The sequence below is a fragment of the Streptomyces lydicamycinicus genome (assembly GCF_000829715.2).
GTDB lineage: Bacteria > Actinomycetota > Actinomycetes > Streptomycetales > Streptomycetaceae > Streptomyces > Streptomyces lydicamycinicus.
In genome coordinates this window covers 1-20379 of record NZ_BBNO01000013.1, presented here as the reverse complement: position 1 = coordinate 20379, position 20379 = coordinate 1, and the positions used below count along the sequence as shown (strand labels likewise).

At 68.2% G+C, this 20379-nt stretch carries 18 protein-coding genes and 2 pseudogenes; 9 read left to right on the top strand and 11 right to left on the bottom strand.

Going from position 1 to position 20379, the window contains the following annotated elements; translation table 11 throughout:
• Window positions 1-663 precede the first annotated feature (663 nt).
• A pseudogene (locus TU31_RS37530) lies at window positions 664-1181 on the bottom strand (HNH endonuclease family protein); the annotation flags it as partial.
• 231 nt (window positions 1182-1412) lie between these two features.
• Between TU31_RS37530 and TU31_RS34760 the strand changes: the two are divergent.
• Window positions 1413-1919, top strand: coding sequence for a hypothetical protein (locus TU31_RS34760; RefSeq protein ID WP_042162231.1), 507 nt, complete (start codon window positions 1413-1415; stop codon window positions 1917-1919).
• Window positions 1920-2163: 244 nt separating this feature from the next.
• On the top strand, window positions 2164-2742 hold the full coding sequence (locus TU31_RS34755; RefSeq protein WP_042162230.1) for a hypothetical protein: 579 nt from the start codon (window positions 2164-2166) through the stop codon (window positions 2740-2742).
• A 325-nt stretch (window positions 2743-3067) separates the two neighbouring features.
• Here TU31_RS34755 and TU31_RS34750 read toward each other — a convergent pair whose 3' ends face one another.
• Window positions 3068-3523 carry a VOC family protein gene (locus tag TU31_RS34750; protein ID WP_042162229.1) on the bottom strand — a complete coding sequence of 152 codons (456 nt, stop codon included), beginning with the start codon at window positions 3521-3523 and terminating at the stop codon, window positions 3068-3070.
• Window positions 3524-4112: 589 nt separating this feature from the next.
• Between TU31_RS34750 and TU31_RS40025 the strand changes: the two genes are divergently transcribed.
• The gene (locus tag TU31_RS40025; protein ID WP_245698968.1) at window positions 4113-4292 is read left to right on the top strand and encodes a hypothetical protein; all 180 of its coding nucleotides are present in this window, start codon (window positions 4113-4115) and stop codon (window positions 4290-4292) included.
• A gap of 1165 nt (window positions 4293-5457) precedes the next feature.
• On the opposite strand, the gene TU31_RS38905 is transcribed toward TU31_RS40025, so the two are convergent.
• Window positions 5458-5595, bottom strand: coding sequence for a hypothetical protein (locus tag TU31_RS38905; protein WP_158894858.1), 138 nt, complete (start codon window positions 5593-5595; stop codon window positions 5458-5460).
• A gap of 712 nt (window positions 5596-6307) precedes the next feature.
• Between TU31_RS38905 and TU31_RS38900 the strand changes: the two genes are divergently transcribed.
• Both TU31_RS38900 and TU31_RS38895 read left to right on the top strand, forming a co-directional pair.
• On the top strand, window positions 6308-6556 hold the full coding sequence (locus TU31_RS38900; RefSeq protein WP_158894855.1) for a hypothetical protein: 249 nt from the start codon (window positions 6308-6310) through the stop codon (window positions 6554-6556).
• A gap of 33 nt (window positions 6557-6589) precedes the next feature.
• Window positions 6590-6733 carry a hypothetical protein gene (locus tag TU31_RS38895; RefSeq protein WP_158894852.1) on the top strand — a complete coding sequence of 48 codons (144 nt, stop codon included), beginning with the start codon at window positions 6590-6592 and terminating at the stop codon, window positions 6731-6733.
• 728 nt (window positions 6734-7461) lie between these two features.
• Here the strand turns inward: TU31_RS38895 and TU31_RS34730 are convergent.
• From TU31_RS34730 to TU31_RS34715, 4 genes are all read right to left on the bottom strand, one after another.
• A complete protein-coding gene (locus TU31_RS34730; RefSeq protein ID WP_042162223.1) occupies window positions 7462-8295 on the bottom strand; it encodes a PIG-L family deacetylase in 834 nt (277 codons plus the stop codon).
• A gap of 629 nt (window positions 8296-8924) precedes the next feature.
• On the bottom strand, window positions 8925-9962 hold the full coding sequence (locus TU31_RS34725; protein WP_052719141.1) for a hypothetical protein: 1038 nt from the start codon (window positions 9960-9962) through the stop codon (window positions 8925-8927).
• Window positions 9962-10753 (bottom strand): AAA family ATPase, encoded by a 792-nt coding sequence (locus tag TU31_RS34720; protein WP_245698967.1) that lies wholly within the window; start codon window positions 10751-10753, stop codon window positions 9962-9964. Before TU31_RS34720 ends, TU31_RS34725 begins: the two co-directional genes overlap by 1 nt.
• Entirely contained in the window at window positions 10728-12251 is a 1524-nt protein-coding gene (locus TU31_RS34715) for a TnsB C-terminal domain-containing protein (protein WP_052719149.1), read from the bottom strand. Before TU31_RS34715 ends, TU31_RS34720 begins: the two co-directional genes overlap by 26 nt.
• Before the next feature lie 417 nt (window positions 12252-12668).
• Between TU31_RS34715 and TU31_RS34710 the strand changes: the two genes are divergently transcribed.
• From TU31_RS34710 to TU31_RS34700, 3 genes and pseudogenes are all read left to right on the top strand, one after another.
• Window positions 12669-12983 carry a hypothetical protein gene (locus tag TU31_RS34710; RefSeq protein ID WP_042162220.1) on the top strand — a complete coding sequence of 105 codons (315 nt, stop codon included), beginning with the start codon at window positions 12669-12671 and terminating at the stop codon, window positions 12981-12983.
• Window positions 12984-13075: 92 nt separating this feature from the next.
• Window positions 13076-13347, top strand: a pseudogene (locus tag TU31_RS34705) (hypothetical protein).
• 109 nt (window positions 13348-13456) lie between these two features.
• Complete coding sequence (locus TU31_RS34700; RefSeq protein ID WP_370682786.1) at window positions 13457-13621, top strand: hypothetical protein; 165 nt, start codon at window positions 13457-13459, stop codon at window positions 13619-13621.
• A gap of 48 nt (window positions 13622-13669) precedes the next feature.
• Here the strand turns inward: TU31_RS34700 and TU31_RS34695 are convergent, their stop codons facing one another.
• Complete coding sequence (locus TU31_RS34695) at window positions 13670-13924, bottom strand: hypothetical protein (protein ID WP_245698966.1); 255 nt, start codon at window positions 13922-13924, stop codon at window positions 13670-13672.
• A 379-nt stretch (window positions 13925-14303) separates the two neighbouring features.
• Between TU31_RS34695 and TU31_RS36115 the strand changes: the two genes are divergently transcribed.
• A complete protein-coding gene (locus TU31_RS36115) occupies window positions 14304-15689 on the top strand; it encodes a WD40 repeat domain-containing protein (RefSeq protein ID WP_078886112.1) in 1386 nt (461 codons plus the stop codon).
• Between the two features lie 33 nt (window positions 15690-15722).
• Here TU31_RS36115 and TU31_RS34685 read toward each other — a convergent pair whose 3' ends face one another.
• The 3 genes from TU31_RS34685 to TU31_RS34675 all read right to left on the bottom strand — a co-directional run bounded on the left by TU31_RS34685 (window position 15723) and on the right by TU31_RS34675 (window position 19617).
• On the bottom strand, window positions 15723-18218 hold the full coding sequence (locus TU31_RS34685; protein WP_078886111.1) for a DEAD/DEAH box helicase: 2496 nt from the start codon (window positions 18216-18218) through the stop codon (window positions 15723-15725).
• A 28-nt stretch (window positions 18219-18246) separates the two neighbouring features.
• Window positions 18247-18807: a hypothetical protein gene (locus TU31_RS38890; protein WP_158894849.1), complete on the bottom strand. Its 561-nt coding sequence runs from the start codon at window positions 18805-18807 to the stop codon at window positions 18247-18249.
• A 504-nt stretch (window positions 18808-19311) separates the two neighbouring features.
• On the bottom strand, window positions 19312-19617 hold the full coding sequence (locus TU31_RS34675; protein ID WP_042162216.1) for a hypothetical protein: 306 nt from the start codon (window positions 19615-19617) through the stop codon (window positions 19312-19314).
• Between the last annotated feature and the right edge of the window lie 762 nt (window positions 19618-20379).

The following is a 20379-nucleotide window of genomic DNA, read 5'->3' as shown; positions in this document are numbered from 1 at the left end:
ACCCCCAGACGAACATTCGCGTGGATGGCGCTTTTGTGGTGCCGTGGCTCCCGACCGTGGAGATGCAAAGGACGACGCTGGGCGAAGTCCATAGACGACATCCTGTTGTGGTGCCGCGGTGCGTGATCGCGGAGATGCCCCGGCCCGCTGCTGCGCCGGATCGACCGCCACGGACTGTTGTGGTGCCGCAGATCAGGACTGCGAAGGCGTCCGCAGGACGCGCCACAGCTCGTCCAGGACAACAAGCCGCTGTGGTGCCGCGGTCCCTGGCCGCGGATATGCGGGGGAGCGAGTCGGCGCCGTGAGCGAGCCGGTGGCCGCTGTTGTGGTGACGCGGTTCGTGACCGCGGAGGCGCGTCGCCTCACGCGTTCGCAACGGTGACGGCGGGGGCTGTTGTGGTGCCGTGGTGCGTGACCACGGAGATGCCTGCTCCAGCTCCCACGACTCGTTGGGATGTACCTTCCCGCTGTGGTGCCACGGTGTGACCATGGGGACTCCTACCGGAAGTGGGCCCTCGAACGCCTCGCGTAGAAGCTGTTGTGATGCCGCGGCCTTCGGTCGCGGAGATGCCGGGCGCCCGCAGCCCACCGGCCCGATCCTGCGTTCGGGCCGACCCTCAGAAGAATCGCTCCGGACCCACTCTCACCACGGCTCACGGGTCGCCGCGGCATTGCAGCCTGCGGCATCCACTGGGCAGGGTCCTGGTCGGCTTTGGACCGGTTGCTCTTCGCGGTGACGGCGACCAGGGAGCGTTCGGCGCCGAGGTCGTTGGCGTAAGCCTGGCGCCGGGCTGCGGTCCATTGGGAGGCGCCGGAGTTCCAGGCTTCGGCGAGCGGCACCATGTGGTCGATGTCGAGGCCGGACGGCCCCTGGACGGTGGTGTCGTCGTAGTAGGAGCGCCAGGTTCCGCCGGTGATTTTGCAGCCGGCTCCGATGGTGGGCTGGGTGACGGCTTCGGCGAGGAGGACTTCCGCCCTCGTGTTGCAGCTGTCCTTGTCCTTGTCGATGCAGTGCTTGAACTTGGTGCGCTCGTAGCCGTCGCGGGACTCGGCGGCCTGGGGGAGGGTTTCGATGGCGTCGTGGCGCTGAGGGTCTCGGCGGCGTGTGCGGGGGTGGTGGCGGGGAGGGGCAGCAGGGCGAGGGGCGCGGCCGCGAGGGCGCGGGCAGTCGTCTTGATCATGGCCTGTTGATCGCGCCGGCGGGCTGGTGGCCGTGCAGGATCCGGATGGCGGTCACTCGGGGGAGTGGGCAGTCACACCGGCCCCGATAAACTCACGTGGGTGTCCTGTTTGGCCAGCTGAAGGCAGCAGGCCGCTACGGCATCAGCTCCGCGAGATCGATCGCCTGGGGCGGGAACTCAATTGTCGCGGCTGTAAGGAGGCTGCGGTTCAGTCCGTTGACAGGAGGCCCGGTGACTCATGATGAGGCGCTCGAGGAGCTGAGCCGGCTCGCGCACGAGCGAGCTTTCGGCGGATACTTCGGGTCCGACATGCTCATTCAGGCCGGTCTGGACGCACTGCTTGCCGGGGTCGAAAGCGAGTCCCTTACGATGCTGGCCGGCCTCGGGCGCAACGAAGAGCTCGAGGCGCCGGAACTCTTCGAGCGGGTGCTGTACGAGCTGGGGCTGGAAATAGAGGTACCACCCAACCCCCGGTCGGCGAAGTGGGCCCTGGCCTCGTGGCTCGCCGGGCGCATGGTGGACGGTTCCCTCGACCCTGCGGCCGGCGCCTTCCGGATCTGGCGCGACGTCGCCTGGGACCTCGATTACCCGGACGCACTGCAGCCGCTCGTCGTGTGTGCCTACAACCTCGACGACTGGGACGACAGCTGGGGTGTACCAGTGGAAAAGTTCAAGAAAGAAGCGATCGAGGCAGCAGCACACTTCCTGGCCCAGCAACCACAGGCTGAGCACGACTGAGCCCAGCTCTCCGGTGGAAGTCCTGGAGTGGTCCACCAGGGGCTGTTCGTGCGTGTTTCTGATCATGGGCTGGCCTGGTCAACTGGCCGAACGGGACACCGACTCGCACGTCCCCTGCTCGGGGGACCACAAGCGGACGACGTGGCCTGCTCGGACATGCTGTCCGCGAGACAATCGAGCCGCTGATCTGACTGTTCCGCCGCACCAGGGCAGTTGTCAGTCCTGATCACTAGGATCCAGGCGCATGACCTACATCTTCGATGTCTTCACCGGTGCGCGCCGTGGCACCACCCTCACCGGCAGTGTTCAGTACCGCGATCCCGACAACTACGGGTTCTCCCAGGGGCCCGTATTCGGCCTGCAGCTCATCATGGATGCCTGGAAGGAGGGCGGTGACTTCGGGGCCGGGCCTGTCTCCGCCGCAACGGAAGCCGAGTTCCAAGAGCTTTTCGAGTTGTACCTCGGACCGACGGTGCGTGTTGACGTGGAGGGCTACCTGCTGGAGGAGGGCTCCACCCAGGTGCGCATACCTCGCGTCAAGGCGAAGGAGTTTTACCAAGGCCGGCTCGACCCCCACGGCGGGCGGGGCTTCTCGGACGGCACCCACTACATATGCCTCGCTCCGCGGTCGGAGGAGTTTGCCCGCCGCGCCGAGGAGATCATCGTCTCCTGGGAGATCCGCGAGGACGACTCCACCGATCTCGACGAAGACGAGGGGACGTCCGCCGACTTCACCCTCGAAGTGAGTGACCCCCGCTATCTCGAGCACTTCACCAAGAATGCGTACTTCCAAACGGCGTTCACAGGCCACCTCCCCTCGTAGGTTCGATCAGCCGGTATTTCGCTGTCGTCCGGCGGCTTTCTGGGCTTGCCGGTCTTCGGGTCAGGCACCGAGTAGAAGAAGCGCCGTCAGGTGTCGGCTGGTGGCTTGTTTCCTCGGCCAGCTGGGGTGGCGCCTTTCCGGGCCGGGCGCCTGGTCGTGAGGGTGGTGGCCGCCCAGGTGATCAGCGTCTCGGAGTGTTGGATGAGTGCCGCGACCGCTGACCGGCCCTGAACCCGCCGGTGAGCTGTGCTGTTCACCGGCCTCTGCCGTAGGCCGGCACCTGCGGTGCGTCGCTGCGTCCAGCTGAGCGCCATGCGATGAGAACTCAGCTTCTGGAGGGCTCGTCGATGGCGGGCATCGGCTTCCCGTCCGGATTCCACCTGCTGAGGAAGCTGGATTGCCTGCTGACGTCAACGAGTTCGATCCGTGTACCGACGCTGTCCATCCGGTGATAGGCAAACGGTCGACCGTACGGGCAGCCGGAGAAGTCCACGGGCATGCCCTCTTCTTCCAAACGCTGGGACCCTTGCCGCACATCGCTGGTCCAGAAGCCGATGTGATCGAACCTGGCTCCCGTGGAGGCATCCCAGGGGCTGCCTGACGGCCCTTCAATGAGCTCGATGAAGGGCGGCCCGCCCGTGGTGAAGACGATGCGGTAGTCCCACTCACCAAGCCGGTCGGAGACAGGATCACTCCACTCAACCCCGGCCGCACGCTGAAAGTCCTGCATCGCCTGCTCGATGTCCGGGACCACGAAGCACACATGGTAGAAGGCAGTCATCCACCCATGATCAAGCACGTCCCCCCAGAGGCGCAGAGGTTTAAAGACAGGCTGTGTGCCGGTGTCGGAACCCTTGATCGGTGACTATCTGTGGCCGGTGGGCAAGTCTGCTCACCGGTCGGTCGGGAGAGGCCCACAGGTGCGCGGCGCGGGGCAGCAGGGCGAGGGCCGCGGCCGCGAAGGCGCGGCCTGTCGTCTTGATCATGATCTGTTGCTAGCGCTGCTGTGAGCCGTGGCCCGGGAAGGCGGTGGTAGCCATCCGGGGGGTGGCAAGTCATGCCGCAGCACCAACGCCCCTACGCCGCGGCGTCCGCTCAGTACATAACCTCATGGTGGTTGAGGGGTGGGGATGGAAGAGGCGGTCGTCGAATCCGTCAGGTACATCGCTCCGTGCGTGGACTGCGGGGCGCGGCTGGAGTGCTGGGGCGTGCACGGTGTGATCGGTGGCTCGTTGCGGTGGGACGTGGAGTCCGTTTGCTTGGCTTGCGGGCAGGCGAAGGCCGACTGTGGCCGAGCCCTTTCTGCCTGGCTGCGGGACCGGCTGCTCGCCGACCATGGGCTGGCCGTGTTGCACGTGACGCATCCTTCGGTGGAGCGTGTCACCCTCATGAAGGTGCTGTGTGCTCAACTCGGCATCGGTCTGACGGAGGCCCAGGCTGTCCTGGGCCAGGTGCTGGCCGGGGTCTACTCAGGAATGCTGCCGGAGGTGGAGTATCTCGCCCGCAAGCTGCGCAGAGCGGGAGTAGATGCGGTAGCTGCCCGCCCCTGAGGCACTGGTGGCGACGGAGTTGTCAGCCGGTGCCGGGGCAAGCTGGTGTCGGCAGGGGTGCACGGCGGAGGCCGGCGTAGGCGCGGACGGTGACGCCGGCTTCGCCGGGGTGTGCCAGGGCGGAGGCGCCGCTGGGGGGCGGTGCTGGGTACCGATTTTGTTTCTGGCGAAGCTGGAGTGCTGCCCTGGGGCATGTGGCGCACGGAGTCCGCGGGCGGGTCCACAGGTTTGATCTGGCTTCACGCCCGTTCGGTGAATCCGGTAGTGGGCCCGTCGGTGCTGCGGCTTCGTCGTCTCCGGGCCTGCTCGGGCGCCAAGGGTATGGGCAGAACGGCTGGAGGCTGTCATGGGTGAGCGGGAGGGGTGGACGACGGAGGAGTTCGGCTCTTCCCGCGAGGGTGTGGTCGGCGTGCTCCTGGCCGACGGAATCGTCCCGGCCCCGTCTTCTTCGATACAGGCTCCGGTACAGGCGGCCAGTCGGTGTCGCAGTGAGCGTCTACGACGGCCAGATCGCGCACGGGCCGCGGGCGGCCGCACTGCGCGCGGTGTGTTCCTGCGGCTGGAATGGCCCAGAACACCGCCTGGACTGGGACGCGGTCGGCGAGCAGAAGCTGATCGAGGCAGCTCACGGCACGGCGGACACCTGCGTGGAGGACTGGACACGCACCCCGCCGAAGTCGAGCAGTCGGCCATTCTCTTGCCGGGACGGTCACTGCCCTGCCGGCACGGCTGCAGGAGGAGACCGAGAAGCCGGCGAAGGCCTCACCGCTGGCGGCCGTACGGGCAGCCCGCCAGCTGGAGGTAATCGCCGCACAGGTCGGGTACCGGCCGGCCACGATGCCCGGCAGGACACGACAGCCGAACGGGCCGCCGCGGCCCTCGGCTCAACGAGGACGCTGCCCGCAAGCTGATGCCCGCTTCGGCGGCTGGAGCCCCTGTCCCTGATCACCGACAACATCCCCTCCGTGGGGCGGCTGACGCGGGCGGTGGGGGCGGTGATCGGCCGATGCCGCCACCAGCTCGGTCACACTGTCCACCGCATCCGCGGCCTCCGTGGCCTGACGAGGAACGGACGGGGCCCGACCATCTGGCCGGGCCCTTGCCATTCCGCTTTCGAGCTGGCGCCGACGCCCGGTAAACGCTCCGCTCCCGGACGCGGCGTCTGCTAGATGATGATCGGGTTCGCTTCCACGACGCAGCCCGATCCGATCACCACGAGCGTCTCCACCGGCACGGTGTCGAGGGCCTTGCCGAAAAAGGCGACCGAGTCGGTGCAGTACAGCTGAGTCCGATTCGCTGGCACGGAGCACGACCGGGCCGTCCTTGGGGTAGGGGTATGTCTCGGAGTACGGGTCGGTCCGTACTGCCTTGTCGCAGCCCAGGCCGAGGCCGGTGGCTTCCGCCAGCCCCAGCTGCTTCGCCACCTCGTTGATCTTGTCGACGGGATAGCCGAGCGGGGGGTGTTTGAGATCGACCGTGCCCAGCGAGCATGCCCGTGCCGGGGTGCCCTCAGGGGCTGCTTCGGCAGGTGAGGCTAAGGCGATGGTGGCCAGGATGACGGAGGCGACAGTAAGAGTCCTCTTCATGTTCCTGATGGTTGCCCGTACCGGGACCACAGGGGCGGTCTTCAACGCTTAAGCACGGATTCTCCGCACTTCCTCGGTTTGCGCGCTCTCGCGCTTTCCGGCCATCACGCCGCGTGCCCAGACGTCGGTGCCAACCGCAAGACGGACAACCGCTGGACGACGCACGGATGGTGAACAACAGGACCGGTGGGACTATGCCGACGCGCCGATCGGCGACAGCGAACGCGGACAACACTCCGACCTGTCCGGGACCTGTCCGGGACGGGTCCGACCTGCCCGGCTGAGCAGCCCGGACCTGTCCGGGCCTTTCCCGGACAGGTTGTGTGCTGACATCCCCAGACCCAGGGACCAGCTTGGAACATCCGACCCGACGGGAATCCCGAGCACTGGTAACCGTCCAACATCCCCCACTGCAAGTGGAGTTCACCTATGAGAATGCGTTTAGCCGTCGCGGCGGCTGTTGTGGGTGCTACCGCCGCTGTCGCCGTGCCGGCGACGGCGACTGCTGCCCCGTCAACGATCTCTTCGTCCTGGTACGACACCGGCGAGACATTCAACAAGAAGGCCGCGTGCGACCGCAGCGGTCAGTGGTGGAAGGACAACCACACCAACGTCATTCGATGGCGCTGCGACTGGACCTCGACCAGCAGGTTCCACCTGTACCTGCTGCTCCGCTGATCCAGGTACTGCAAACGGTCCATCCCTCCGTGAGTGGTGCTGTGGCGTAATGAGCTGCGACGAGCACAGAGCATCGAGGACTTCAAGGAAGTCCGTGAGCGTCGCCAGATCGTGGGTGTCGTCCCGGGCGGGGGCTGGATGACGGAGTGGCAGGACCCGAGCGAGGAACCTCGTTAGCTGATCCGGTGGTGGCCTGGGCGGTCTACTCCGACGGAGACGCCAGAGCTATCGACACCGACGCCGACGGCGAGGCTGTGCTGCTGTCTTTGATCGCCAAGCACCGGCGGACCTACCACCCGGGCCAGATCCCGGAAACGCCGCTACCTGACGAGCAAGCGCCGGGTGCAGCGGCAGAAGGCAGGTGAAGCGCGTTCGCAGATGACCACGCTGCGATGTGCCGGTTCGGTGTCAGTGGGGTGTCAGTGACGGGCAGGTCAGGCCGGGGTGTTGTCGCTGGTCGGGTGTTGAGTAAGAGCGAGGTCTCTGCCGTGGGTGGTTTCTGCAGCGGGTGCGGCTGTCATGGGGCGGCATCCCACTCCGCTCCGCTGTCTCGGGATCGGCACTTCTGATCCTTCAGTGGCCGCGCGGCGGCGCGGTGGTGGGCGCCGGTGTCCCGGGGGGGAGGGTATGGGGTGGGGGAGCCGGGCGTGTGGGGTGAGGTCACGGCGCGGTTGGGGGTGTCCAGGCCGGTGCTGGTGGCGCGGCTGCTGGAGCTCGATGCGGCCCGGGGCGTGACGACGGCGCATGTCCGTGTGGGCAGCCCGCGGGTCTCTCACCTGCGCGGTTGCCAGGCGGTCGCGGGCTGCCCGCAGCGGAACCCGCGTGGACAAGCCTCCAGGTGTGTGACGTGCTCGATCGTGCTGTGCGGCTGATGGCCGCTCCCAGGCCCCGGCCGGACGGTCGGATCAGCGCAGTCCGGCGAAGAGATCGTTCTCGGGTACGGTCCCGCCGGTGGCGTCCTGGACACGTACGAAGGTCTCCATGCCCATCAACTCGCCGAACCTCTCCTTGCCCATCTTGAGGAAGAATATGTTCTCGCCCTGACTGGCGTGTGCGGCCAGTGCGTCGAACTTCTGACCGCTGAATGCGGTGGTGTCCACCCACGTGGTGATCTCATCGTCGGGGAGGCCGATCTCGGCCATCGCGGCGGCCTCGGCAGGATCCGGCTCCGGCATGTCCTCATGGAACTCGCGCACCATCTCCCCGAACCGCTGCATCATCGAGCGGGGCATCGTCGTCCAGTACACCTTCGGTGTCAGCGCGGTCATCTCCAGCGCCGCCATCGTGATGCGGTGGGCCTGGATGTGGTCGGGGTGGCCGTAGAAGCCGTTCTCGTCATAGGTGACGACCACATCGGGTCGGTAGTGCCGCATGAGTTCCGCGAGCCGGGCGGCGCCTTCCTCCACGGGGGTCTGCCAGAAGGATCCAGGGGCGTCGTTGCTCGGCCAGCCCATCATCCCGGAGTCGGCATAGTCCAGCATTTCCAGATCGCTGATCTTCAGGGCTTCACAGCTCGCCTCCAGTTCTTGACGCCGCATCAAGGCGACGGCCGCCGGATCGTGCCCGGGGTCGCCCGGCTTGGCACCCCCTGGTCCGTCACCGCAACCGCCGTCGGTACACGTCACGAGAACCGTGCGGATGCCCTCCGCCGCGTACCGCGCGAGAACCCCTCCCGTTCCGGTGGCCTCGTCGTCGGGATGGGCGTGCACTGCCATGAGCGTCAAGGGCCGGTCAGTCATGAACAAGTCCTCCTGCGGAAATACAACCTGGTCTGAGTGCGCGGCGGGCGTACCGCGACCCCGGGGCCCGGATCCTTTCGGGGCGGATGACCTTGTTGCCACCGTGCGACGCCGGTCCCTCGGTCGATGCAACAGTGCCGGCAGGACGGCGATTCCCAGAGGATGCAGCCGCGGTCCTGGGACAGAGGGAGCGGCCGCCGCGTACCGCTCTGAGCACCCGCCCGCATTCCGCCCGGTGGTAAGCCCCTGGTGTTGAAGGGCGCCAAGGGCTGCCTGCCGGCGTGCCTCCTGCTGTGCGTCCTACGGTTTCCCCTACCACCCCCCTACGCCACCCTCTCCGGCGCAAGAGGCTAAAGCCACAGGTCAGAGTGATGATCTGCTGGTTTTTGTCGGTGGTGGTTCGGTGTTGTGATGTCAGTGGGTGAGTATCGATCTCTCTGCTGTTCAGTGGACTGTTGTGGGTGGCTCGACTGCTGTCATGGATGCCGATCTGGCGCTGTCGTTTTTGGTGATGGTGTGGGTCGTTTGGTTGCCGGTCGGTATGGCGCGGGGTGTGTTGTCGCTGGTCAGGGTTGTGGTAGCAGGGGATTGGGTGCCGAAGGTTGAGGCCGGGCGGGCATCGTCGCTTTCTACCGATGGGGACCGAGTGTGTAGTGGATTCCTGTTGCGGTGAGGCGGAGTTGTTCGCCGTCCTGGACTGTGATGAGGGGGAAGAGTGGGCTGTCCGGGGCGCGGTCCTTGAGCTGTCCGTGGATGCCGGCGGCGCGTGCGAGGCGGTGTGTCCAGGTGGGGAGGGGGTAGAGCCGGCATCTGCGGTGGGCGGTGCTGTCGTGGATTTTGACGGCGGTTGCTGTTTCGTTGATGTCGATGCCGCGGACAAGCGCGAGCCGGTTGATGTCTGCACCGGTTGCTGCGTGGATGGTCAGGGCTGTGGCGTGCAAGGGGTGCGCCACGGTGTTCAGCCGTGCGGCGAGGACGTCTGCTGGTGTGCGGCTTGGCCCTTGCGTGGGCGGAGCGCCGTTCGTCGGGACGAGCACGGGGGCGCCCTGGCACGGGGAACGTTTCGGACGGTCTGTCACCGTGCCGTCCGACGGTGCGGGGGAGGTGATCCACTGGCCGTCGTCCTGGTAACGGGTTGATTCGTCGGTCCGTCGCTGTGCGGTGCTTCGGGCGTCGGTCGGCGGGTACCCCGGCTGGCTCGTAGCGACCAGGGCCTGGGGGAGGGTGTCGATTATGTGGTGCGGGGTCTGTTCGAGGAGCGTGTCCAGGGCGGGGCCGGCCGGCCGGTGCCAGAGGAGGGTGAGGTGGATGCCGCAGCGTTCGCGCAGGGCGAGTAGTTGTTTCTGGCGGGCGGTGGTGAGGCGGTCGGTGCGGCAGACGATGAGATGTCTGATGTGGTGGGTGAGGATCCAGGTGGCGACGGCGTCCCAGGCGGGGCGTTGGGAGTCGGCCCAGGTCCCGTAGGTTTCTCCGCCTTGGGGGAGGCGTTTGCCCAGGGCGTAGAGGAGGTCGTGGGCGAGGGCGGCGGGCGCTCCGTTGGCGGGGCTGGGGTCGACGGTCAGACGTCCCATGACCGGGTCGTGCGCGGCGTGCGCGGCGGCTGTCCAGTCGGGGTGGTCGTCTTTGTCGAGGAGGACGGTGACGGCTGGGAGGCTGCCGGCCGTCACTACATGCCGCCGATTTTGCTGTAGACCCAGCGCACGAGGTCTTCGTCGACCTGCTTGAGGTTGAGCTTCTTCATGCCGGAGAGGATGTGGGTGGTGATGTTGGCCCAGTTGCGGAAGCTGCCGTGGGCGGCCTGCTTGTCGATCGCGTCGATCAGCGCGGTGTCGACGTCTGCCCAGACGGGGTGGAAGGCGGGGATCGTGGCCCGTACCTCGTCTTTGGACATGCGAGTGAACTCCTGCCAGATGAAGATCCTGGAAGCCAGCATGGGTTCGCGGCGCAGCACCTTGTAGCAGCCGTCGCCTCCGGCGAAGATCACGGCGATGTTGGTGCGTTTGTCGTCCCACAGGTGGCGCCAGAACTCGAACCCGGTCTTCTTCATCCACTGCGCCTCGTCGCAGACCAGGACCCGGAACTCCTCGGCGAGCGCTTCCTTGAGGAGGGTGTCGAACTCGATCGGGCGGGTCGGCGGTTCACCGGGCAGCCCGAGCGCCTGGAAGAGACCGTGTCGGATGTCCCTGGGGGTCGGTCCGGCCCGTAGTTCCAGGCGGTGGGTGATGTCCGGGGCGAGGTGGCGTAGCGCGGAGTTCACCGACATCGTCTTGCCGGATCCGGCCGGCCCGTAGACGCACATCATGGCCTTGGCCTCGATGACGGCCTCGATGTTGTCCCGCGTGGTCAGCAGCGTGTCGGTGCCGACCAGCTGGGCCTGTTCCAGGCCCAGGAAGTGGTCTTCGCTCTCGTCGGGCAGCAGCCCGTAGTCCAGGTCAGCGATCATCAGCTTGGTCCTCATCAGGGGTGGGTGTGCGCGGGGGCCTGGGGCGGGCCCAGGTATCGGGTGCGGGGCCGTGCGGAACGAGATCGGGACGGGCCAGCGCACGGCGGTCCGTCTGCGCTGCTGCGCCCAGTTCCTCTTCGGCCTGCGCGGAGGTCGGGGAGGTGAGAGGCATGGGCGGGGCAGCCGTGGTGGAGGCTTCGAAGCGCCGCCGACGCAGCTTCTCCGCTGCCCTCAGGTCGGCCTTGAGCCGGCGGGCGGCCGCGGTCCGGGCGGCCTGGACGGAACGGATCTGTTCCTGGCTCGCCGCAGCGGCCAGGAACGCCGATCCGAGGTGGTGGCCGGTGGTGGCGTCGAAGACTTCGATGGTGTCGTCGTGATGGGGGAGGTGGCGTACCGAGACCTTGGTGCCGGTCCGGCCGTTCATCCACGGGGCGAGGTAATCGCGGCGGCGCCACCGCACCCCGCTGGTGCTGATGGTGTACGTACGCCCGTCGTCCTCCAGGGCGAACGTCGCCAACTGCCCAGTGGGCACGTCTGTGAGCGGCGTCGCGTCGGCCTGCCACGCCTGGAGGGGGGTTTTCCCATTCAGCGCGGACGGGCGATGGCGAGTGTTCCACCAGGTCACCCAGTCCAGCAGCAACCCCACGAACGCCTCATACGTCAGGGGCGGGGCGCCGGGGTCGGCGAGTCGACCGCCGGTGAGCTTCTGGCGGTCCGTGTAGCGGGGGAGAGAGACGAGGAACATCTCCTCCACCGCGTCGTTCAGCGCCTCGATCGTGCCCTTCAAGTGAGGGGTGTAGGCGGGCAGGTCGGTCACGGGGACGGCGAGCGCGCCCATCGCTGCGGTGACCGCCCGGCACAGGAACTCCTTGCCGCGGTCGACCCGGATCTGACCGGGCAGCCCGCCCACCGGACCGAACGGCTCGGTGCGGGTGATCGCGATGCGCAAGGACGCCAGCACCGCGTCGCGGCTCGGAGCGTGCGCGGTGACCGCGACCCCGGTGATCGCCTTGGTGGCGCAGTCGATGAACCAGGTCACCCACGGTGTGGCCAGCTCACCCTCCACGTCCACCTCGACGGGCACGTGCTTGTGATCGCCCTCCCACACGGCGTTGCGGTGGGTGGCCGGCCGCTGCCCGAACACGTCGTGCGCGCGTCGTGCCGCTTCCCCGCTCTTGAGACCGGCACGTTCCCCGCGGGTCAGGTCCCGGCGGATCGCCCGGTGCAGGGTGGAGAGCGACGGCACCGGGGGCACGTCCTGATCGCCGGCCGCCCGCTGCACCAGCTCGGCGTGCACTCGGGAGGCGTTACCGCCCCACAGCGCCAGCAGCCGCCGGACCTCCGTGGTGACCGTGAAATGGGACGACTCCATCCGGGCGAGGCGGTGATCCTCCCGGGCAGCGGCCAGCCACCGCCAAACCGTCCGCTCCGACTTCCCCAACGCCTTTGCCACCAGGCGCACATGCGCGGTCGTCAGCTCTCCACGCTTGTCGAGGTCCAGCAACCGGGGCATCGCCGCCGCACGCCCCGACGCTGGCGGGAACACGGCCATCGGAGCGTCTCCGGGATCCTCGCCATGGCTTCCCGACATGTGTGGCCCCCTCCGCCGAGTACTGGACCGCACGGCCTGCCGTCCTGCTCCCAGGTATCCCAGCCCTTCGGCACCCAACTGACCGGAATCGGCATACGACTGACACGACCATCGTCATCCGGTACAGCCGTGTCCGCGTACGGACTGGCGATCTGCTGGGCGGCCTTCCGCAGGCGTCGTAGAGCTCCCGGGTGCACTCCGGGATGAACCGCGGCCTTGGGCACCGTGCCGGCCAGGCCCACTCGGCGTTGCTCCGCCTTGACCGCGACCACATGGAGCCCCTGCGGGAGGCGATCGGCAACCCCCCGCCGCGAGGCGGCGCCCGGGAAGCGGCCATGCGTGCCCCAGGAGGAGTACAAGGAACAGGTGCGACGGGCAGCCCGGGAGCAGGACGCGAAGAAGGCCGCCGAGCGTGAGGCCCGCCGTCCCGTCTGCACCGGCTGCGGGGCGAAGTTCACCGACGAATGCTGGGAGAAGGCGCTGGCGACGGACTGGGGTACCCCCAGGGACTCCCACCCGCAGCTCTGCGACGACTGCAAGCAGCAGGCCCAGGCCGCCGCTGTACGGCAGGCGCCTGTCGGTAACGAGCACCAGGAGCAGCACCAGGCCGTGCCCGAGCAGAAGACCGGCCGCTGGTTCTCCCGCCGTGCCTGACCCTGGGCAAGCCTCCCGCTGGACGCGTGGGCAAGCCCAAGGTGAACCTGGGCAAGCCCGCGTTGTCGGTAGTGGCTGGGAGGCTGAGACGCATGGACAGGGATGAGGAGTTGTTGCGCGGCCGGATCTACGGCGAGGACCACGACACCCGCGTCCCGGCCCCAAGCCCGGCCGGGCCTACGCCGAACTGGTCGGCGGCCCGCTCGATGGGCTGTTGCTCGACATCACCGGCTGGACAGCGGACGAGATCCAGACCGGCGTCGCGCTGACAACCGAGCTCGGGCAGTTCCCCCGCGGCCGGGCCTTGTACGACCCGCGCCCCGGCGAGCGGAACCGCTGGGACTGGTCCGGCGACTCACCCTGACGCCCTGGGCCGACTCGCCCAGCCGATGGCCCGGGGCCCGCTGGGTGGCATGACCAGCGTGCCGATCGTCGTCCACCGGCCATCCCATTCGGGAAGCCGGAGAGTCACCGTGCACAGCCACGGCCAGGACGAGATCCTCGGCACCGCCGACAGCGACCACGACCTGGTCGTGTTCCTCGAGGGCGCTGGCGTTGTGGAACCCGAGGGCATCCCGGACGACCCGCAGTGGGTGGAGTGGCGCGCCGGCCACGTCCACCAGTTCCACGCTGCCTGACGGAGGCGGCGGGGCCGGGCGCAGCATGTGCACCCGGCCCGCCGCCGGTCAGCCGATCAGCTTGTGCAGCACGGGAACGCTGCCTCCAGCGGCCACCAGGCCCGTCGCGACGGCCGCGGGCACGGACTTGTCGTGGAGGAACATGAGGCCGCCCATGACGAGGCCGATGATGACGGCCGCCAGGAACACCACGGAGGCGTGCACCGACAGCAGCGGGGTCTCCGGCGGCATCCCTGCGCTGGCCGGGCCGGGCGGTTCGGGTCGGGCGGGTATGGGGGAGTGCGGGTGCGGGTCCCGAAACATCGGGAGTCTCCTACGAGGCGGAGGAACAGAGACGGCGGACACCTGTGGTGGTGTCGTCCGCGTGGGGGTGGTGCGCGCCTCGCGGTCGGCGGTCCTGCTGCGGCTCTCTGGAGAGCGTCCCTGCGGGGCTTCTGCCCGAGTCCAGGGTGGCGTGTTAAGCGTAGCGGCGATCGGCGCGGGTGTTGCCCCGGGTGTCTGGCGGGTTGTCATCACTACCTCCTTGGCCCCCAGTCGAGCCCAGCCGCGGTTGTTCTCTTGCACAGCGCGAAAAGACGCATACACAGCAGCACCGGAGTGAGTCTGCGCAGTTCTCCAGCCAAATCCAGCGGGCTGCAGCATTTTCCGGTCATCTGCAAGCACTGCTCCCTAACCTGGGCAGATGGCCGGAACAGCCGCCGTCGTACACGGATTTGGGAGCAATGTGCGCACAGCTAAGGGTGACTTCGGGCGAGAGCTGAGGCTCGCTGCTGCAGAACTGCGCACGCTCAGGGCACTGCATGGTGACCCGACGCTCGCACAGATCGCGGCTCGGGCTCCGCGCGGCCAGCACCTGTCCGCCTCCGGGATCAGTGCGGCCCTGCGAGGCCGCACTCTGCCCAGCCGCGACTACTACCTCACCCTGGTGCGCGTCCTACTGGCCTACGACACCAACAAGATCGCCTCACTGCAGCATCCGGACCTGCCTCAGTGGCGGGATCGCTGGCAGCGGCTGTCTCTGTTGCGCCACGCAGAGAACAGCAACACCCCAGCCTCGCTGCCGACAGGGCACCACGCCGCCCTGTCTGAGCAGGTCGTCCTAGCCGCGCTGCGCCGGGGCGAGCATGTGCAGCTGCCCCCGACCGCTGAGGATCTCGGAGGGGTGTGGGCGGTGGCGTTCTCCCCTGACGGCCATCTCCTGGCTACCGGACACGGCGCCAAGACCGTGCAGCTGTGGGACACCGTCGCACAGCGCAGGGCGGGACCGGCGCTCTTCGGACACACGGACCGTGTGACGAGTGTGGCCTTCTCTCCCGACGGCCGGCTCCTGGCGACGGGAAGCGAGGACGCAACCGCCCGCCTGTGGGACGTAGAAAGCCGAACGCTCGTTGCAGAGCCCCTCCACACCAGCGGCTTCGGCGACAGTCTTCTCTTCGCCCCCGATGGCCGGTCTCTCTATGTCCAGGGACGCACGATCCGCCGTTGGGACATTACCGATCCCCGGCAGCCACAGAAGACGGAGAAGCACTTCGCCAGCAACCTCACCAGCGCCCCAGCCCTCTCCACCGAGGGCTTGCTGATCACCGGCCATGCCGAAGGCGTCGCCCACCTCTGGAAGGCGCCAGAGCAGACGAGAATCGACGCCCCCCTCCGTGGACATGCCTCGGACGTCACCGCTCTGGCTCTCTCACCACACAACGACCTTCTGGCCACCGGCAGCGAAGATGTGCAGCTCTGGGACGTACGCACCCGCCAGATGATCCACGAGCCCCTCGAGTGCCCAGGAGACATGGTCACAGAGATGGCGTTCTCACCGGACGGACATATCCTCGTCGCCATCAGCGGCGACCGGGTCTCCGATGCCCCGGAGGACCCAGACTTCCACTTCAGCATCTGGGAAACAGCCACTTGGACCGAGCTCCCCAGCCCGCAAATCGGTCACAACGGCCACGTGGCAGCATCAGCTTTCTCACCGGACAGCAGACTCTTCGCAACAGGCGGCACAGACGGCATGCTGCGCATCCGGACCCTGCCTACAGCCATACCAAACGAACCAGCGGCGACCTGAAACCTCCCAGCGGCCAGCCCGACGTGGGCGCCTTCACGTCCACCGCATCCCGATCGCGGACAGCAGCTCCACCCGCTCCGGGGACAGCGTCGCGGCCCTGCTGCGCTGGTTCGCGATCCACGCTCCGAGCCGGAGCTCCCGCTCCTCCTGGTCCTCGCCGACGGTCCGTTCGACGTGCTTGCGGGGTACCCGAAGGTGTCCTTCGCGTTCGTAGAACTGCTTGGCGGCCTCGTAGTTCATGGCCCACTTGTCGGCCTGCGTACGGCGCGGCTGCGGCTTCTCGTCCTCGGCCGCGGGCTCGATCCCGAGGACCTGCTCACACATCCACTGCTGCACGGTGGTGAGCTTGTCCCAGCCGAGCCGGACCGAGCGCACCCACCGGCCGAGGTCCTCGCCCTGGTGCACGACGTCACCCGGCTCCATCGGCAGCTCTCCGCCGACCTCATCGAGGTGGAGCCGGACGAGGTGGAAGGCGCGCTGCCACTCCACCGGCCAGGCCGGGCACCACGACGGGTCGATGTCCTCCAGCTGCTCGCGCCGCATCTCCGACAGCGCCCCGGCCGACGACTCCACCGGCAGGCCCTCGGCACGCCGCTGCTCGATCTCGGCAGTCTTCCGGGCGGCGGCCCGCGCGTTCTTCAGCCAGATGCCCACCCGGTACCCCTGGTGTGTGGCGTCCAGCGGGGCCAGGAGGTGCCCGTTCGTCTCGGCCCACCCGCGCGCCGCCGCGAGACCTTCCTCCCATGCGACGTCGAAGTGCGACCACACCATGCCCAGCTTCTCCAGCTGCTCGATGCGGTCCTCGTCCATGTCCCCTCGGGCGTAGAAGCGCCGGTTGTCGGCGATCCACTGCCCGAGCGGGAAGTTGGCGAGCGAGGCCGGCCACCCGACCCCTTCCGCCTCTTCACCCTCGGGGACGCGGTACGTGAACGGCACCTTCAGGTCGCCGTGCTCGCGCGCGAAGATGACGGCGGCCTCCACCCCGCGCCGCCAGTGCTCGTGCTCGGGGTTGAGGACCCGCAGGTTGATGAACGCCGCCAGCTGCGCCGGGTCGCGCGGCGTGCTGAACTTCAGCAGCTTCCGCGCGGGCGCCGACGGGCCGCCGGACCCGTTCCCCTCGCCCCGGCTCTCCTGGCCCTGCGCGGCCTTCTGGGCGGGCTTGTAGGCGCTGGGGGCCTGCTGCTGCGCCAACTGCTCCACCACCCGGGCGTCGTGCGCCCTGAGCGCCTCCAGCAGCTTCGCCAACCCGCCGAACGCCCTGGAGGTCAGCATGTTGTCCGCCGTCTCGCCGGGCCCGAGCAGCACCGGCACTACGAGCGAGGCGACCTTGCCCTCGCCCGGCTGCATCCGCAGCGCGCGGCCCACGGCCTGGACGAGGTCGGGCATCGAGCCGCGCACGTCTGCCCAGTAGACGGAGTCGCAGTTCTTGGTGTCGACGCCTTCGCCCAGGACCTTCACCGAGCCCAGGAAGCCCTTCTCCACGACCGTGCCGTCCGTGGCGATCCCGGCCGCGAACTCCCCGAGGACCCGCCGCCGGTGGTTGGGCCTGTGCTCGCCGCACAGCCAGTCCGCCCAGATCGTCTTCGGGTACAGCCCGGGGTCCGCGGCGTGCAGCTGCGCGACGACGTCGGGAAGGCCGGCCGCGAACGCCTCAGCCTCCTTCACGACGTGGTGGAAGACCAGCGTGCGCCGGAAGCTCTCCTCCGAGGACGCCTTGAGCAGGGCGGTCTGGAGCGCTGCGAGCCGGGCCCCGCGGACCTCGTCCGAGCGACCCTCAGCACCCAGGAGCTGGGCGGCCTGGAGCTGGGTGTCGGTGATGTCCACGCACACCACCTGGTACGGAGCGCAGATCCCCCGGTCGATCGCCTCCGACAGCGTCAGCGTGTAGCAGCGGGCCCCGAACGGCCCCTTCGGGTCGTCCTCCATGCTCGCCACCAGCTCGCCCGGCGCGCCCTCGGCGTCCTCGTCCAGCTGCCACAGCCGGGGCGTGGCCGTCATGTACAGGCGGCGCAGGGACGGGATACGGGTGTTGTCGTGGACGACCGCCCACGGCTTACCCAACCGCCCCGAAGTCCGGTGCGCCTCATCGACCACGATCAGGTCCCAGCCCAGGAGGCCGGCCTTGTGCGCGCGCTCCAGGGTGCCCAGCCCGAGGGAAGCGTAGGTGGCGAACACGGTGACCTTGTCGTACGGCCGTACCCAGTCGACCAACTCGTCCACGTCCGTGGTGTTGGGGAAGGTCACGTCCTCGCCTCGCAGGGACGAGACCCCGATCATCGGGCCCGTGCGGCCGCCCTCGCGCCACGCGGTCTCGGTCTGCGCGAGCAGGTCCAGTGAGGGTACGAGCACCAGGACGCGGCCCGCCCGGAGTGCCTCAGTGCTCCGGGCGGCCACAAGGCTCTTGCCCGATCCGGTCGCCATGATCACCTGCGTTCGCAGGCCGCGCTCCGGAATGGTGTCCCCCGTGCGTAGCTCGAGGGAACGCAGCACTGCATCTACCGCTTCGCGCTGATGAGGGCGCAAGATCATGTTGGCTCCAGACGGGAGGTGGGCTGGGTCAGGTCGCGTCGTAGGCGATGCGAGCCAGGCGCAGCGCGTCGTCGAGGCTTGCCTGGTCGGTGAGGTCGACGCTGACCCGGTACTCGTGCGGGCCGGTCGTAAGAACCCGAGCCGAGCCGACTCCCATGGCCTGAAGTTCCTGCTCCGTGTGGCTCAGCCGCAGGTTGATGCTGCTGCGCTCCGCGTAGATGTAGGCGAAACCGCCGAGCAAGGAGCCCTGCTTACGAAGCCGGAGGTACTGGTTGTAGTCGAGTGGTTCGCCGACAATCGCCTTCTTGCGCTTGATGCCGTGAACGCCCACCTTCGGCCACTCGACCACCTCCCTCAGGAACGCGACGAACAACTCAGGTGCAGGTCCTCGCCCCAGAAGCCGACGGACCGTCTCCTGCCCTTCCTCAGGTACGCCAGGCACGTTGCCCAGCGTGGCGTTGGCGCTGCTAGCCCCCGGTGCGGAGAACGCCAAGACATGCGCCGCCCCGTGTCCGGTCAGTGCGCGCAGAGCTTCGGAAGCGTCCAGCTCCTGTGGGGTGCCCTCGAACTGAAATACCGTCAACTTCATAACTGCCCCCTTCTAGGATCTATATCGTACATAGAAGCCTGAGTTGCTGTGGTTGATTGCATAGTTCCCTTGGGGCTGGTCGTATCGAGGAGTACCGTCGTCCACGCTGCCCGGGAGAACGTCCGCCGCGGTCGTCGTCGTCCACCGCCTGCAGAAGCCGCTCGAAGCGGACTACGGCCCAAACCACCCCGACACCATCACCGTGTTGACCGCCCGCGCGTGGCTGACCCTGATCCAGCGCACCGACCCTTTGGGTACCACCGCACTGATCACCACGCGCTTCGTTGGCAGGGGGCTCGGGCTCGGCCGGAGGCGGATACGGTGCGCGCGGCCCGCAATGCATACGCCGTTTGGCGGCTGCTCCGAAAGCAGGACCCGCTGAAGCCAGCGCGGCCGGGACTGCTGGAATCAGTCCCGGCCGCGCTGTCATCTTCCCCGGTGCCCCGTGCGTTGCTGTGCGGGGCGCCGCGGCGTTTCCACGACGCCCGGGAGGCGCCTCGGGGGTTACTGGTAGTTGGTGTGGCGTCGGAGTGCTGTTGTGATGGCTGGTCCAATCGCCGTCAGGGCTCCAGTGGTTGTGGCGACGCCGGTCATTACCTGGGCCATTCGCTCCAGCGGTGCATAGGACAGAGACAGCAGGCCGCAGGCTCCCGCGATGACGAACAGCATCGCTGCGGCTATCACGCCGGGCGTCAGCCAGGTGCGGTGGGTGGCCGGCGGGCCCTGCGGCGGTACGGCAACCGGCCCGACGGCGGGCGCAGAGGTGAACGTGTTGTTGACCGTGCCTCCGTTGCCGACGTAGATGGTCATTCCTCCGGCCTGGGGTGCGCCGGTTGCGGGCGGCTGGAAGGCGTCAGCGGGTACGAGCGGCCCGGCCAGCGGGGGACGGCTCAGAGGTGCCTGGCGGAGCGTCTGAAAGGGCGTGTGCGGGGTCGTGTGGTGGGTGGTCGGAATGGTCATGGTCGCCCTCTCGTTGCGTGGGCCGGCGCCTTGGTGGCGCGGCTGGAGGTGCCACCCTTGCCCCCGCTCCCTGCCTGATCCATTTCTCGCGAATTTCCCTCAATCCCCAGTTCAGAAGGGGGTGGAGCGCGATTCGCGAGGAGTGGACAGCAGTGCACGGCAGCGTTATTGCCGGGTGGCAGCAGCACCTTCGAGCAGCCGGAGGTTAGCCGCGCAAGCCCGAGCTGGCACGCCTTGGGAACCGACCGCCGAGGGACCGGAAGGGGTTGTGTTGGCGTTGTGGAGTTCTGGTGGCGCTTCTGAACTTGGTTTCCGGGGCCGCCATGACGGGCGCTCAGGGAGGCGTACAGCGCCTCGTGTTCTGCGGAGGTGCCCGTGAAGTGGTGAGGGAGCACCATTCCAGAGCTAATCCACACACGATTTTGATGCACGCGACCTGGTGATCGACCGCCCGTGGTCGGCCAAACCACCGACCCCCCTTGTAGCCAGCCGCCCGCGTCAGCGGGCCGGCCTGGAGGCGGAGCCGGAAGGCCAAGGGAAGCGAAGCGACCCGTTGCGCGAAGCGCAATCAGATCCCAAGCGGAGCGCGGGATCTGACGGCCCGGAGGGCCG

What these genes read in the sequence shown, in the direction of transcription:
- TU31_RS34720 (WP_245698967.1), bottom strand. Translation starts at nt 10,753, where the DNA reads ATGAGGACCAAGCTGATGATCGCTGACCTGGACTACGGGCTGCTGCCC.
- TU31_RS34730 (WP_042162223.1), bottom strand. Translation starts at nt 8,295, where the DNA reads ATGACTGACCGGCCCTTGACGCTCATGGCAGTGCACGCCCATCCCGAC.
- TU31_RS36115 (WP_078886112.1), top strand. Translation starts at nt 14,304, where the DNA reads ATGGCCGGAACAGCCGCCGTCGTACACGGATTTGGGAGCAATGTGCGC.
- TU31_RS34675 (WP_042162216.1), bottom strand. Translation starts at nt 19,617, where the DNA reads ATGACCATCTACGTCGGCAACGGAGGCACGGTCAACAACACGTTCACC.
- TU31_RS38900 (WP_158894855.1), top strand. Translation starts at nt 6,308, where the DNA reads ATGAGAATGCGTTTAGCCGTCGCGGCGGCTGTTGTGGGTGCTACCGCC.
- TU31_RS34715 (WP_052719149.1), bottom strand. Translation starts at nt 12,251, where the DNA reads ATGCCCCGGTTGCTGGACCTCGACAAGCGTGGAGAGCTGACGACCGCG.
- TU31_RS34695 (WP_245698966.1), bottom strand. Translation starts at nt 13,924, where the DNA reads ATGTTTCGGGACCCGCACCCGCACTCCCCCATACCCGCCCGACCCGAA.
- TU31_RS34750 (WP_042162229.1), bottom strand. Translation starts at nt 3,523, where the DNA reads ATGACTGCCTTCTACCATGTGTGCTTCGTGGTCCCGGACATCGAGCAG.
- TU31_RS34755 (WP_042162230.1), top strand. Translation starts at nt 2,164, where the DNA reads ATGACCTACATCTTCGATGTCTTCACCGGTGCGCGCCGTGGCACCACC.
- TU31_RS34685 (WP_078886111.1), bottom strand. Translation starts at nt 18,218, where the DNA reads ATGATCTTGCGCCCTCATCAGCGCGAAGCGGTAGATGCAGTGCTGCGT.
- TU31_RS38890 (WP_158894849.1), bottom strand. Translation starts at nt 18,807, where the DNA reads ATGAAGTTGACGGTATTTCAGTTCGAGGGCACCCCACAGGAGCTGGAC.